Annotated in this window: 16 protein-coding genes (1 of these 16 running past the window's edge); 7 read left to right on the top strand and 9 right to left on the bottom strand. The window is 40.7% G+C overall.

Translation table 11 applies throughout. The features are described from left to right. On the top strand, positions 1-442 hold the 3' end of the coding sequence (gene nadA / locus ACZ5XX_RS00565) for a quinolinate synthase (protein ID WP_464584581.1). It extends 470 nt beyond the left edge of the window; the window shows 442 of its 912 coding nt (coding positions 471-912); its start codon lies off the left edge, out of view; its stop codon occupies positions 440-442. A gap of 3 nt (positions 443-445) precedes the next feature. Here nadA and ACZ5XX_RS00560 read toward each other — a convergent pair whose 3' ends face one another. Further along, entirely contained in the window at positions 446-1549 is a 1104-nt protein-coding gene (locus ACZ5XX_RS00560; protein WP_464584579.1) for a DUF362 domain-containing protein, read from the bottom strand. A 234-nt stretch (positions 1550-1783) separates the two neighbouring features. Here ACZ5XX_RS00560 and ACZ5XX_RS00555 point away from each other — a divergent pair, with 234 nt between their 5' ends. Continuing rightward, complete coding sequence (locus ACZ5XX_RS00555) at positions 1784-3766, top strand: right-handed parallel beta-helix repeat-containing protein (protein ID WP_464584577.1); 1983 nt, start codon at positions 1784-1786, stop codon at positions 3764-3766. A gap of 1023 nt (positions 3767-4789) precedes the next feature. Then, the gene (locus ACZ5XX_RS00550; protein ID WP_464584575.1) at positions 4790-5197 is read left to right on the top strand and encodes a demethoxyubiquinone hydroxylase family protein; all 408 of its coding nucleotides are present in this window, start codon (positions 4790-4792) and stop codon (positions 5195-5197) included. 2 nt (positions 5198-5199) lie between these two features. Here ACZ5XX_RS00550 and ACZ5XX_RS00545 read toward each other — a convergent pair whose 3' ends face one another. The 4 genes from ACZ5XX_RS00545 to ACZ5XX_RS00530 are packed head-to-tail and all read right to left on the bottom strand — an operon-like array spanning position 5200 to position 7145. Further along, on the bottom strand, positions 5200-5640 hold the full coding sequence (locus ACZ5XX_RS00545; protein WP_464584573.1) for an HIT family protein: 441 nt from the start codon (positions 5638-5640) through the stop codon (positions 5200-5202). Positions 5641-5668: 28 nt separating this feature from the next. Further along, positions 5669-5947: a DUF5750 family protein gene (locus ACZ5XX_RS00540; protein ID WP_464584571.1), complete on the bottom strand. Its 279-nt coding sequence runs from the start codon at positions 5945-5947 to the stop codon at positions 5669-5671. Between the two features lie 9 nt (positions 5948-5956). Next, complete coding sequence (locus ACZ5XX_RS00535) at positions 5957-6940, bottom strand: alpha/beta fold hydrolase (RefSeq protein WP_464584569.1); 984 nt, start codon at positions 6938-6940, stop codon at positions 5957-5959. Beyond that, positions 6930-7145, bottom strand: coding sequence for a ferredoxin (locus tag ACZ5XX_RS00530; protein ID WP_464584567.1), 216 nt, complete (start codon positions 7143-7145; stop codon positions 6930-6932). Before ACZ5XX_RS00530 ends, ACZ5XX_RS00535 begins: the two co-directional genes overlap by 11 nt. Before the next feature lie 70 nt (positions 7146-7215). Here ACZ5XX_RS00530 and ACZ5XX_RS00525 point away from each other — a divergent pair, with 70 nt between their 5' ends. After that, positions 7216-7557: a hypothetical protein gene (locus tag ACZ5XX_RS00525; RefSeq protein ID WP_464584565.1), complete on the top strand. Its 342-nt coding sequence runs from the start codon at positions 7216-7218 to the stop codon at positions 7555-7557. Here ACZ5XX_RS00525 and ACZ5XX_RS00520 read toward each other — a convergent pair. Next, positions 7544-8908 carry a M48 family metallopeptidase gene (locus ACZ5XX_RS00520; RefSeq protein WP_464584563.1) on the bottom strand — a complete coding sequence of 455 codons (1365 nt, stop codon included), beginning with the start codon at positions 8906-8908 and terminating at the stop codon, positions 7544-7546. The two genes, ACZ5XX_RS00525 and ACZ5XX_RS00520, sit on opposite strands and share 14 nt — an antisense overlap. A 68-nt stretch (positions 8909-8976) precedes the next feature. Here ACZ5XX_RS00520 and nucS point away from each other — a divergent pair, with 68 nt between their 5' ends. Next, positions 8977-9747 carry an endonuclease NucS gene (nucS, locus tag ACZ5XX_RS00515; protein WP_464584561.1) on the top strand — a complete coding sequence of 257 codons (771 nt, stop codon included), beginning with the start codon at positions 8977-8979 and terminating at the stop codon, positions 9745-9747. Here nucS and ACZ5XX_RS00510 read toward each other — a convergent pair. Continuing rightward, positions 9731-10825, bottom strand: a complete 1095-nt coding sequence (locus ACZ5XX_RS00510) for a vWA domain-containing protein (protein ID WP_464584559.1) — start codon at positions 10823-10825, stop codon at positions 9731-9733. The two genes, nucS and ACZ5XX_RS00510, sit on opposite strands and share 17 nt — an antisense overlap. A 27-nt stretch (positions 10826-10852) precedes the next feature. Next, positions 10853-11683 (bottom strand): AAA family ATPase, encoded by an 831-nt coding sequence (locus ACZ5XX_RS00505; protein WP_464584557.1) that lies wholly within the window; start codon positions 11681-11683, stop codon positions 10853-10855. A gap of 150 nt (positions 11684-11833) precedes the next feature. On the opposite strand from ACZ5XX_RS00505, the gene ACZ5XX_RS00500 reads away from it, so the two are divergent. After that, positions 11834-12649, top strand: a complete 816-nt coding sequence (locus ACZ5XX_RS00500) for a carbon-nitrogen hydrolase family protein (protein ID WP_464584555.1) — start codon at positions 11834-11836, stop codon at positions 12647-12649. Here the strand turns inward: ACZ5XX_RS00500 and ACZ5XX_RS00495 are convergent. Beyond that, entirely contained in the window at positions 12646-13164 is a 519-nt protein-coding gene (locus tag ACZ5XX_RS00495; protein WP_464584553.1) for a HEAT repeat domain-containing protein, read from the bottom strand. The two genes, ACZ5XX_RS00500 and ACZ5XX_RS00495, sit on opposite strands and share 4 nt — an antisense overlap. 180 nt (positions 13165-13344) lie before the next feature. On the opposite strand from ACZ5XX_RS00495, the gene ACZ5XX_RS00490 reads away from it, so the two are divergent. Next, complete coding sequence (locus ACZ5XX_RS00490) at positions 13345-13959, top strand: hypothetical protein (protein ID WP_464584551.1); 615 nt, start codon at positions 13345-13347, stop codon at positions 13957-13959. Positions 13960-14022: the final 63 nt, after the last annotated feature.

Below are 14022 nucleotides of genomic sequence, written 5' to 3'. Positions count from 1 at the left end.
CACCGACAAGGAAATCATACCAGTACCAGAAGACGGCCACTGCTATGTCCACAAAATGTTCACAGCAGAGCAAGTCAGAAAACTAAAAAAAGAATACCCGAACGCAGAGGTGCTAATACACCCAGAATGCGACCCAGAAGTCCAGGAATTGGCAGATATGATACTAAGCACTGGGGGCATGCTGAGAAGGGTTGGAGAATCTTCAAATCGGGACTTTATAATAGGGACAGAAGTAGACATGACCACAAGAATCAAAATGGAATTCCCAAACAAAAACCCCATACCATTATCTAGGGAGGCCATCTGCGACCCCATGAAACTACACACACTCCCCAGGGTGAAAAACTCACTCCTCAAGGAAAAACATGTGGTCAAAGTCCCGGATGAGATAGCTAAAAAGGCCAAAAGGGCTGTTGAGAGGATGTTAGAGGTATCAGCATAAGGATCATATTTTTATAAGATGATACTCCCGTGATCCAAGACCAATCTCCTCAGCATATACCAGCTGGTATCTTGAATCAACCTCACTCCACACCCCCCTGAACTTATCAGCACCCTCCTCAAAATTCTTCTCAAGTATAGAAGCCTTGAAGCCCACTTGCTCGTTCACAAGATCATAACTTGCAGCGTCTATCGCAACAGGATCCCTTGAGGCCAATATCCCTATATCTGGTACGATCGGATAATCACTCCAAGGTACGCAATCACAGTCAGGTGTTATGTTCGTAAGGAAATTAAAATATGCAACCTTATCCTCTTTACCTTTAATAGCGCCAAGTGAATATTCTATCATCCTCTCAATAAATATTGGCACATCCTCCTCCCAATTAAGATCATAAACCTCATTTGGGCAAATGTCCACACAATTCATACAAGCTATACACTTATCATAGTTTATCTTCACACCATCCTCAACGAGGGTGAGAGCCTCAACGGGACACTCCCCCACACAAACACCACAAAGATCACAACCCCCTCCTATTATTGGTTTTGCACATTCATGCTGTTCCAGTTTCCCACTTATTGTTGAACAACCCATTGCAAGGTTTTTAAGAGCCCCTCCAAAACCACTTATCCCATGGCCCTTAAAATGTGACACTACAACCATCCCAGAAGCTTCATAAATGTCACCAGCTATCTTCACAACATCAAAATGCTTCTGGTTCACCTCCACGACCCTCTCATTTCCCCCATGGAGTCCATCCGCGATTATAAGCGGAGCCCCGACAACAGCATAGTCAAAACCGTTTAGTATTGCTGTGATAAGGTGATCCACCGAGTCATGCCTCGAACCATAATACAACGTATTTGTATCCGTCAAAAAAACCTTCCCAGCACTCTCTTTAACCTTATCGACGATATACCTTAAAAGCACGGGACTTACAAAAGAATCATTCCCCCTTTCGCCAAAATGGACCTTCAAGGCCACTACATCATCCTCTGAGAAAATATTCTCACATACATTATCAAAAAGTCTCTGTATTTTACTCCCCTTATTCTCATCGGCAGACCGTGCCCTCAAGTCCGTGAAATAAACCTTAGATACCATACGAATATTCCCCCCTATAAGATATAACCTTTACAAAGATATATAATCCCCCCGGTGACTGTAAAAAGAATTGTGCCCCTAACCCTTTCAGAAGCGCTCCTGCTTGAACAGCCAAACTAAAACAAAAAAAAGAATCACTAAACCTTAAATATAATATTAACATAATTGTTATGTACTAGAAGGTGGAGAACTTGAAGAAATCTAAATCTACATTTTCTAAAAGTCTTTTTTTTTTTGGTTGCTATTTTGTTTTTATGTGCAGGTGATGCATCGGCGACTCAATGGGAAGTAGGTTCTGGTCAGATTTACACCACCATACAATCAGCAATTGATAATTCCAACACCCTCAATGGTGATGTGATCAATGTACACAGTGGAACCTATCACGAGGATGTTATTGTAAACAAAAAACTCACCATACAAGCCAATACAGGTGACAGAGTGGAAATAAACCCAACCAACACAGCATTCACCCTTGTAAATGACAGTACTGGTGATGGTGGCAGCACGATAAGCGGGTTCATATTAAACAACCCACAGAATGGGACCGGAATTAATATAAGTACAAATGATTGTACCATTAAAAATAATAAGATTAACGGTGGTAAAACAGGGATCGTTGTTTCGGGAGGCAACACCACAATCATAGACAATGTTATTTCTGGCCAAAGTGAAAATGGTATATTAGGTAACCTTTCCCATGGTTTTTTCACAGTTTCTGGAAATCACATATTAAACATGAATGGTGAAGGAATCATATGTGGGGTTACTGTTTCCACAAATGGGACTTTAACCAATTTTAATCTCATTGGGAACACATTGTCCAATATAAGCACATCTAATGGTGCCATATTTGGATTCCAACTGGGAAAGAGCAAGGGTGCTGGTGGAAATCCCGAGCTGGCCAATGTAATCAATTTAATGGTTACTGGGAACATCATCGAGAGTGTCAGTGCTTCCAGTGCCATTATGGGAATGGAAATAGTCAGTAACAGTATTAATGCCATGATTTCCAGTAATAAAATCTCCCATTTACAAGGGTCGGCCGGCAGTTCTGTCTATGCACTCGAAGCTGCCATAATAGGAAATGGGACTGTTAAAATCTCTAAAAATATAATATCTCACATAGTGGCGGGGCAACAGGCAGTTGGGATGGTAATCGTCGCCATGGGGGATCTAAGCCTGGAAAATAACCAAGTTTCCAGTATCAGCAAAGCCAAGGCATCAGTAGCCATGCTAGGTTTGGGCTTGTTAAATAATGCAACCTTGAAGAATAACAGTGCTTCAGATATCACCTCTCCCAGTATAGCTGCAGGTATTGTGGGTGTTGCTTTAGCACATCTTGACATGATCCATAACAGGGTAAATGGAGTAAATGGAACTAATGATGTTTCCATGGTAGCTGCTGGTTTTAACACCACCAAAGTTACTGGTAACAACATAGAGGGGGATGGTGCAGGAATAGGTATCGTAATCTGCTCACCCAATGGGACAATAAACTACAACCATATCACCAATTATAACTATTATATCCAGAACTTTTTATTTTCCAACTTCGGACCCAGCATTGATGAAATGCTTAAACCCCTTGATGATGCCATTAAAAAACATCCAGAACTAGAACCCATCCTAAAACCTATACGGGACGATTTAGACAAGCTCTTACATCAGCTGGAAAACAGTAACACCAATGCCCGCTACAACTGGTATGGCACCAATAGCCCAGATGCCGCTAAATTCTTCCTTGGCAACGGAACCCTAAACTATTATCCATGGCTGGTTCTGAATATCAGCGCCAATCCATCCACTATAAATCTTGGTGAAACTTCAACCATTACCGCTAATGTCTACCATGATGTGGCGGGTGGTGATCACAGTGCAGATGCTGCATTATTCTTCAGCGGCCCCAGAGTGACCTTCACAACCAACCTGGGAAACTTGGGTAGTAAATCAATAACAGTCCCCTGGGTCAATGGTCTAGCAATTGCAATTTTAAGGGCCGATGAAGGCCCGGGTAGTGCTACACTCACTGCCGCAGATTACCAAATCGTTCAAACCATTGTAAATATTCAAGGAGCTCCAGGTCCTGCTAAAACGACAAATATTACCAGTGTCGTGGGGATGGAAATAACAGGCTCGCCACTGGCAGGGATAATAATTTCTATTCTTCTAGTCCTTGGAGGATTAACATCCGCCAAAAAAATGGTATGGGTTTAATTCCCCCCTCCTTTTTTTATAGGAGAAGTTTAATACTCGCCTACAATAATTATCTTCCTTAACAACTAACCTCTTTGATCTCGAAAAAACTTGACTCCTCTTTTCAATATCTGCAATGACATAAAAACCAGAACAAGCGAAGTTGGACTCTTCAAAGCTTTAAACATTTCAATACCTGCAATATGGATATGGAAAATGGGGATCCATGATGAGAGTTTACATTAATCTGGATTAGGTGCATGTTTTAAGTTAGAATTACATGGGGGATGCTGCAGAGAATGTTTCTTTGGTTTAAATTCTGTGTAATCATCCGATGAATTTTTCCCTATAGGTTGGGGATTTTTTTTCTGTGGGCAATTTAAGAGGGCGGTCCTCACATCCTATGGGCATGATTAATATAATTTTCTATTTGGTGTGCACACAACATGGAACTGGGGGGCTTAGCCAGCGATGGAATGTTGGAGAATACTAGATGGCGATTCTAGGTAATGGGATAAATGTTTGCATGAACCCAAAGTGCAAAAGCTGAAGAAAGATTGGCAAGGGGTTGCATTTGCAACATATAAGACAATAATATTACCATGATGTATGTGGTGGGGGGTTGAAATTATAAGCCAACGCAGATTAAGTTTTTTCATCCACCCCATTATGAGGGGATAAATCAAAGCTAATGCATTTATTTTTCTCAGTTTAGCTGGGGGGATTTAAATTTTATTAGTTTCAAAGCGCCGCGTAGAACAAAACTTTGCTTAATCCACCCAAAAAATCTCACCTCTATGGGTTTGTCCTTCCGTTGCTTGCATAGACCCCCCACATTCGGGGGGGTTAGGTAGTTTTATAATAGTTCAGATACAATATATTTTGAGGGCAGCCCCATGGGGGGGTCTGTGAGGACAGAGGAGGGGGTGAACCTGCCAGTGAATGGATAAGACCACAATAGGCGTGGGGGTAAACTCCTTCCCGAAGCCCAGTATAATAAGGTTGGGGTTGCATGGTTTCCACAGTCTGGGGGGGTGAATACTCATGGATAATCTGGAAGTAATAAAACTTTTAAACTTGGATTTTAAAGGAGAACTTGAAGCCACAATGTTGTACACTTATAACGCTTTTATAATAGATGATTGTGAGATAAGCAGATTAATAGAGGGTGCTGCAGCGGATGAAATGAGGCACATGTGGTGGCTTGCCGATTTAATAACAAAGAGGGGTGGTAGACCATCAATGGAACATGGAAAAATAGAATATATGGAAGAAGACGTTAAAGAGGCTCTTAGGGTGCAAATACAAAAAGAAACGGAGGGTATAAGGAAATATGAGAAACATGTAAAGTTGATAGATGATGAAGAGGTTGTGGGGGTTCTGAGGCATATAATAGATGAGGAAAAGAGGCACAGAAAGGAATTCAAGGAAAAACTAGAAAAACTCAAATGATATTATCCTATATTTTCAAGTATTTTTTCTTTTATAATCTTTCGGGTTCTCTTGGATATTTTAATAGGACCCCATGGTCTCATGTAACCAAAGTATGGATCCTCAAATATCTCCCCATTAAGTTCAACTTTGTGATCATATCTTGGAATGAAGTGACAGTGAAGCCATGGTGGGGGACTATTCTCGCGATAGAATGTGTTCATCAAAAACCCCCAATTGAATAATGTGGCGCCAAAAGCTCTCTTAACGGCGTTTTCAAGCTCTTTTATGATAATGCGTAATTCAATCCATTCATTTTCCTTTATATTACTCAAGAATTCTTCTCTCCTTTTCAGGACCACGACACAGCTTCCAAGATTTCCCTGGTTCGGTGACAAGAATACAATCCAATAATCCCTCTCATAAAGATAATCACCAAAATTGTACCTTTCATCTAGTTTCATGGGATGAACACCCCGTCACGTGGAGGATTCAATCTTCAAGGAGGCTTGAAAGATAAACTGTCATTTCTATCTCCTCTCTTGCGATGAAATCCTCAAGGCGGGTTTCAGCCTCCTCCGAGCCGAGAGGATAGTATTTGTCCTCGTAATAGACTGTTATCAATAATTTGTCATCTTGTATCTCTGTTTCTTCTTCAAGTTTCCCTGCGAGTTTTTCCACTAAACTTCTTTCAAGTCCAAATACAAGATATCTTATATAATTTAGGGATTTTCCCCTATCAAAGCCGAAATCGACAATTTTAACCTTCATACTCATCCCCTAATTGATAGAATGGGATCCTATGAACCTTCCAAGTTCCTCTTGGATTTTTTCAAGTTCGTTCACGCCAAGATGCCCACAGATTGAATCATAGATTATAGTCTTTGAATTTTTGATCATATTTGAAAGTGGAATGGTATCAGTGGAGGGTGGGAAGTACTGATCCTGTCTAATACCCACAACTAATGTATCTGCCCTAATATTCCCTAGTTGATCTTCTAGGTTGAATCCCATGGCGGCATTGTTCCTCCATATGATATCATTTGCATCAAGTTCCACGCCTTCTTTCCCGGCTTTTATCATTGAAGCTTGAAGTTCCCTATTATCTAGACTGTTATAGTATTCTCTTGAAAATCCATAAAGGTACATGAACATTGAAGCGAGGCAAGCCCCCAAACTGGGATTTTTTTCGTATTTTCCACTTTTATAGGTTGGATCTGCTTTGATGAGCCTGTTCATGTATTCAAAGATGGCATAATTAATGCCCCTAACCTTGAATGTTGTAACTAGTAACACTAGGAAATCCATGAAATCTGGATAGGACACACCCCATTCCAGAGCCTGGAAACCCCCCATGGACGCGCCGATAATACCCTTAAGTTTCCGAATCTTGAATTTTTGCCTGATAAACTCATAGTGGAAATTAACCATGTCCTTGATGGTATACTGGGGAAATTCGGCTCCGAGGCCGGTTGTTGAAGGCGAACTTGATCCGGGGGATCCTAAAGATGTTGGGGCTATTATAAAGAAACTATCTAGGGGTTTGCCCTCTCCTATTAGAGGTAGCAGCCTTTTTACTGATGAATAGTCCCCACTCCATCCATGTATGTGGAGAAGACCATTAGTGATAAAGCCATCAGGGTCGACCCTTGGGGTTCCTATACAAGTATATTCTACTCTAAGGTTTTTTAGTGTTTCACCGGATTCAAAAGTGAACTCTGGTATGGTGAAATATGAGGCTCTGATCACCCCATCATCCTCCATGGACGTTTATAGCCCCACTTGGACAATTTTCCATGGCATCTATAGTGCATAGCGGATCATCCATATCTAATTCTTGCAAGTTCGCGAGTTCAACACCTTTTATCGATGATAGCCCGTCATCGGCAAATTCAAAAACTTCAGGGCAAATATCAATACAGGTACCACAAGAAACACAAATTGTACGGTCAAGTTCCAAACGATACAAATAGCATCCCCTCCCTATACATTATATTGTTAAAAGGATAATAAAAAACACCCAAGCATGGGGGGCTCTAATGTTAAATAGAATTGAAGCCAAGGAATTGCAGGATAAACTAATAATCATATACAAGTTTATATCCCAACAGAAACACCTGAAAAGATTCTTTGATTACAATCCACCAGAACAATCAGAGCTTATTAAAAGACTCCTTAAGAGCCCAGGAGCTGAGAAGATCCTGAAGGAGGCCATACTTGAATTAGAGAAGATTATAGATCCCGGGGTGGAGAAATCAGAGGATCTGTTCTATCATGTCTTGAACAGGGAGGATGTTGAATTCATGGCCAGGAGGTATGGGATGAGGGATTCATGGGATTTTAACAAACTCAACATTGAAAAACTCCTCAAGAGGATCTGATGGAATCTATGAAACCATGAATAACATCCTTCGCAGATTTAAGGAATGGACTTTCAACTTTTATAATTTTAAGGTTCTTCAACCTCTTTATCCTGAAATATAATGGTGGATGGGGATCCCATGAAATCCATGAGAATATCCCATCACCACCCCCTTCAGATCTCCTATACCCTATTTTCTGCAATGCCATTGCAAGCTTATCGGGCTTGCCGATAACAATTGCGGATAGAAGATCTGCCCGGGCTTCGAAAATTTTCGCCACGAAGAATATCAGCCAAAATATGACAATCACATACAATAATGGTGCCACGGCTACAATAGGTAAAAGCACAGTCAACCTTAATATAAATTCCCCAGCGATTATACTGAAGAGTATTATGGGGTCTCTGCCCATAAGATGGGCTAACTCATGACCTATGACACTAAGCAACTCTTCATCATCCAAACGGGTTAAAATGCCTGTTGTTAAAAGTATAAGGCCTCTGTGCGGATTAGGGCCTGTGGCAGCGGCATTAGGGAGCATGGTATTAGATATTATTATCTTGGGTGTTGGTATCCCGAACTTGGAAGCTGCAGACTTGACGAGATCATAAACGTTTATTATCTTCGATTTTTCATTTAAGGGTGTGCATTCGAAACCATATTTTCTGAGAACTTCCCTCCCAAGCTCGCAAGTGGGTGGTTCGCCTAACGCAAGAGACTTATCATAGATCTCCTTTTTTATATTAATCAGAAGATCCCCGCAGAATTCCTTGAAAAACTTAAGATCCCTACCCGGCAGCTGGTACATGAGTATATGACAAAAAGGGTTTTCAGGTGTTATCTGCCATTCACCCATTATCGAAAATAGTTTGTCAGATAATAATATGATGGAAAGCTGCATAAGCAAGATTATGATAACTGCATATAACCCAAATAGGATGAACAATATAATATTAATGAAAAGGAAGATAATAAACAAGATTAGTAGGTTGCTGCCAAAAAGCGCCTTGGATACCCTTCTAGTTAATGATGAAGGTTTTTCAGGGATTATGTCCTGTCCTTCAACCCATGCGAAATATAATGTGCTCTTCCTTAACTCCTCTTCAAATAATTGTATAAGGAAAAAAATATCATCATACAATTTTTCTACTTTGTCCTCTAAACTGGGAGGATAAGTAAAGTTTATTTTGATGTTCTTCCCAACTTGTAAATCACCGTTTATAACCCCAAGTGGGTGTTCCAGGGTGAAGATTAGCCTATCATATACTATCCTAGCATCATCAAAATCAGAATACTTGAGTATAAACTCTAAAAGGTCCACATAATATGCGGGCGCAACCTCGGCTTCTATAATAAACTCCTTTAACATTTTACCCCCCCACATTGGGGAAACTTTAGAGTATAATAAGCAACAATAATTATATAAAGTGATTGAAGATGGCTAATACGAGATTCATAAGCTTGGAGAACCCCACAAGCGAAGAAAGCTGCAGGATAATAAAAGAGGGCCTCCGTAAAAAGGCCATGATCATAATATTTTCATGTTGCAAGGTACGCTATTATGGTCGTGCCAAGAGCAGACTAGGCCCCGGGGAAAGACTAATAATAATAAAACCTGATGGGTCATTTCTGATACACCAGGATCGGAAAGTGGAACCAGTTAACTGGCAACCTCCAGGATCGAAGGCAAAAGTGAAAATAGAAGATGGGAAGATCTTAGTTGAGAGTATAAGGAGGAAACCGGCAGAGAAGCTCATGGTAGAAATGGAAAAGGTTCACACCCTCTCCTATTATCTTGTCAAGGACGTCCATGAATTGGAAGTAGCTGGCCATGAAGAAGACATGCGACGGCTCATACTAGAATCCCCTGATATTATCGAAAAAGGCTTCAGGCCCATAACAAGGGAATATCAGACATCAAATGGTTTTATAGACATCCTAGGGAAGGATGAGAACGGCTCATTGATGGTGTTGGAGTTGAAGAGTAGAAGGGCTGGTGTAAGTGCTGTGAGGCAACTTAAAAGATACTTGGAAGATTTCAAGGACGACAAACATGGTGTGAGGGGTGTTTTAGTCGCGCCATCAATAACACATGATGCCAGGGAATTACTAGAAGCAGAAGGCCTAGAATTTAAGAGCCTAGAACCGCCCCGGGAATTGAAAAAAGGCTATAAGATGACCTTGGACAAGTTTATATCTTCTCGATAGTCTCTGCAAGTTGTCTGAGACTTCTAACCTCCCTTACACTAGCACCTGCATCTATATAATATGAGACGCAACTGTCAACAACATCCCACTTATTTTTATCTTCAGGATTCAATATTAGAACCTTACGGCAACGTTGACAGATCTCCTCAAGGACCATGGCACTTAATGGGACGCCACCTTCACGTGGCCCGGCCCAGTCACGACAATCACTTAATATTATAAGGTGGGAGCGTGGTGGGAACACAACTTTCTCTTTGAATTCCTTAAATGCAGTGTACATGTTGGATGTGCCATGTAGCATCATATTTTGTTGCCTGGAAACTCTCAAGTTCTGGAAGGCTGCTAGGAGATCGTCCTCTTGGAGGGCTTTAGTTGTCTCAACGATTTTATTATCAAAGTCGAAAAAACGGGAATTATAAAATGTGTGTTGTGCCGCGTAGACTATACAAAAAAACCAGTTACTTATCCAGTCACAGGATCCGCTAACATCACATAAGAAAATGTGTTGACTCTTTTTAACCGGGGGCTTTTTATTGACAAGTTCTATGAGCGCGCCACCACATTTAAGGTTTTTGCGTATGCTTTTTCTTATATCTGGGCGGCCAAACTTTGAACCTTTAAATCTTCTAGAGCGTCTATTAGCAATTTTAAGACCGAGTTTCTTGCACAACTCGAATAGTCTAGTGTCAAAGAAGTCTAGTCTGCTAACATCCATTTCAAGGAGTGATCTTTCATCGCGGTCAAGGTCGAGAAGTTCCTCAATTGGGGGTTGGAAGTCCAGCTCATCCTCAACTAGGGGCATGTCCTTGGTTTTTTCAGTTTTTATCCTGGAATCTCTCCTAACCCTTAATTGTGTTTCTTCACTTTTCTTTTCTTTACCATGGAATACCTCGTCGAAAGCTTCTTGGAAAAGTTCCATGTGTCTTTTATCCTTCACATAAACAGATGCAAGAGCCCTCCTAAGATGCTCTCCCTTATTAAAGATCTCATATACTGAATATGCCAGTTTTGTACTCCTTATACTTACGGGCACTCCTTTTCTCCGAAGATTATCAGATAATTCTAATATTTTATACATTACACCCCTCCCACTATACCCCCTTTTTTATCTTCGGAAATCGAAACTTTTCATCCTTTCCTTGTCGTGTTGGTTTTTAAGCACGACACCAATCGTATCCTCGAGGGTTTTCCTGTCTAATCTGTCCCTTCCAAGGGTTATGAGGGTTTTAACCCAATCCACGGTGGCTCTGATGGAAGGCTTCTTCATAATATCTAATCTTCTTATCTCCTGGATGACCTTAACAACCTCTTCTATCAACTTGGAGGGCGCGGATGGCACCTGGGTTTTCACTATCTCCATTTCCTTTTCAGGGCTCGGATAATCAATATAAAGGTATAAACAGCGGTCCCTGGTCTCATCAAGGAGGTTCCTCTGGGAATTAGATGTTAAAAATACCATTAAGTCATTTTCTAATTCGAATGTTCCAAGATCGTTAACTGTAATCTGTTTCTCGCCTAAAGCCTGGAGGAGGAAACTTTCAACTTCCTCATCGGCCTTGTCTATCTCATCTATAAGTATAAGGGATGGTCTATCATTTATGAAAGCCGAAAGTAAGGGTCTCTTTATGAAGAACTCCTCCTTGAAAACATCCTCATCAACACCAGTTATCCTAGCCTTCTCAAGTGTTAACAGTTGTTTCTGGTAATTCCATTCACCAACGATCTGCTCAAAGGTTATGCCCTCATAACATTGTATCCTGAAAAAATCCAGGTTAAATGCACTGGCAACCTTTTTTGCAAGTTCGGTTTTACCAGTGCCTGGGGGCCCCTCCACTAGGATGGGTTTCTTCAAATTAAAAGCTAGGAAGATGACAACTAGGATATTATCATCAGCTATATAACCTTCACGTCGCAGAGATTCTCTTATCCTATCCATTTCATTATAAGGATCCATAATCACTACCTCAAAAAACCCCGGGGGGGTACAATTTATATCCCAGAGATTAATTATGATTATAATCATTATAATATTATTATTTTTTTATCTGCGGAAAAAGGGGGATGTCCACATGTGTGGGGGTTTAAAATGAACCTGGGATTGTGTCAAATGAAGGTCGTGGATAAAAAGGAGGAAAACCTCAAAAGGGCGGAGAAGATGATCAGAGAACTCGCTAGGGAAGGATCCGAGACCATAGTACTTCCTGAGATGTTTAACTGCCCTTATGATAATAGTAAATTCCGAGAATATGCCGAGATGCAAAACGGCCCCACAATAACTAAACTAAGGGAAGTTGCAATGGAATCCCAAGTTCATATTATAGCAGGTTCAATACCTGAAAAAACAAAAAAGGGCATATATAACACGTCATTTGTCATAAACCCAGAAGGTGAAATTATAGGAAAGCACAGGAAAATTCATCTATTCGATATCAACATCCCGGATAAGATAGTCTTCAAAGAATCAGACACATTATTAGCTGGGGAAACCCCTACAATAGTTAGAATAGACCATACGAAGATAGGAATAGGTATATGTTATGATATAAGATTCCCAGAACTTTCAAGGATCATGACACTCCAAGGGGCTAGGATACTCACATTCCCAGGGGCCTTTAATATGGTAACAGGCCCCGCCCACTGGAAAACGTTGATAAGGGCCAGGGCTATAGATAACCAAGTATTCGTGGTTGCAGTGTCCCCTGCCCGTGATAAAAAGGCGGAGTATGTGGCTTATGGCCATTCGATGGTAGTGGATCCTTGGGGGTCTATCATATATGAGGCTGGCGCTTATGAGACCATTAAAAACGTTGAAATAGACCTTTCACGGGTGGAAAAGGTTAGAAGAAGATTACCAGTCTTGGAAAACAGACGCCCGGAAATCTACAAGGAACATCCCCATTAAGATTGTATTTTCTTTAGGGCTTGATTAGCAGCCTTTTTAAATTCTTTATCACCTTTCCTCCTTGCCTTTTTTATGGGTTCTATTGCCCGCTCATCCTTCAAGTCGCCGAGGGACCTTACAGCTGCAAGCTTCACACCCCAATCTTCATCCTCAAGGACATTTATAAGGGGTTCCACGGCTCTTTTATCACCTAATTCCCCAAGGGCCCGTGCAGCGAACTTCCTAACACCCCAGTCTTCATCTTCAAGCGCTTTAATAAGATGGTCTGTAACCTTGGGATCGCCAATCTTTTTAAGAGCGAATATAATATACCTCCTCACAAGTCCCCTTTTTTTATTTAATACTTCAAGAAGCCTATTAACTGATATTTTACCGCACTTGGCTAATTTCTCGGCCGCGGCGAACCTTACAGGGTGACTTTCATCTTCAAGAAGGTTGATAAGAACATCAACTGACTCAAGGGTGCATGGAAGACTATCAATCATAATAATCTTGTCATCTTTCTCGTTAATCATTAGAATCATCCCCTCGGAATCATCTATTCAGGTTTACCCCTAGTCAAATCCACCAAAATTTTAAAGGCCTTATTGTTATCCAAGAAGCGGTCACCTAACTGATAAAGGGTCCCTCCACATCAAGTATGCCCCAAAGTACATAAATGATCTCTATCATAGTATGTCAAAGGGGAGGGATAAATGTCACGTAAACATCTAATAATAATAGTAGTTGCTGTTTTAATTATGGCTTTTCTCATAATCTCCTTCAAGTCCCCAGAGGATAGTGGGCCTAAAACATTCTCCAAGGGCAATGTTTCCTTTGTTTACCCTGCGGGTTGGGAAGAAGCCCCATCACTCACCTACCCCGCTGGTTGGGGGAAAAGTAATGTTACAAAAGTTTCAGAACAACTAGGAGAAATGTTAAATTATTCAATGTTCAGTGTCCGTGATGTTCATGATAAAAAAACCCGTTTTGATGTATTAAATGTTGGCTCAGCAACCTCCCTAGAAGAGATTGTAAATTTCTACAAGAGTGCCAGAAGTGGAACATCCTACTATAGGCCAAACACTGGATTAATGATAATCCATCAAGGTTCTAGGATAGATTCCGAAAACGCCTTAACAATAAATGGAATGAGAGCATATCAGATAATCTCAACATCACATAATGGCAAATACAAGTATGTGGTTATTTTCATCGAGAAGACACGAGGAGAGCAATATTACCAACTAGTATTCAGTTGCAGGATCGAAAAGTTTGAAGAGGAAAAAAAGAATTTAGACTTCATACTAAATAGTCTCAAAATCACCTAAAATTCCAAAAAAAAAAACCGTGTGGGTGATTGTAAAAACATTCTCCAAACTTTTAACCTACTC

It is taken from the genome of Methanothermobacter crinale (assembly GCF_055397825.1).
The sequence above is the reverse complement of the archived record's forward strand: the minus strand, read 5'-3'. Positions and strand labels throughout refer to the sequence as shown.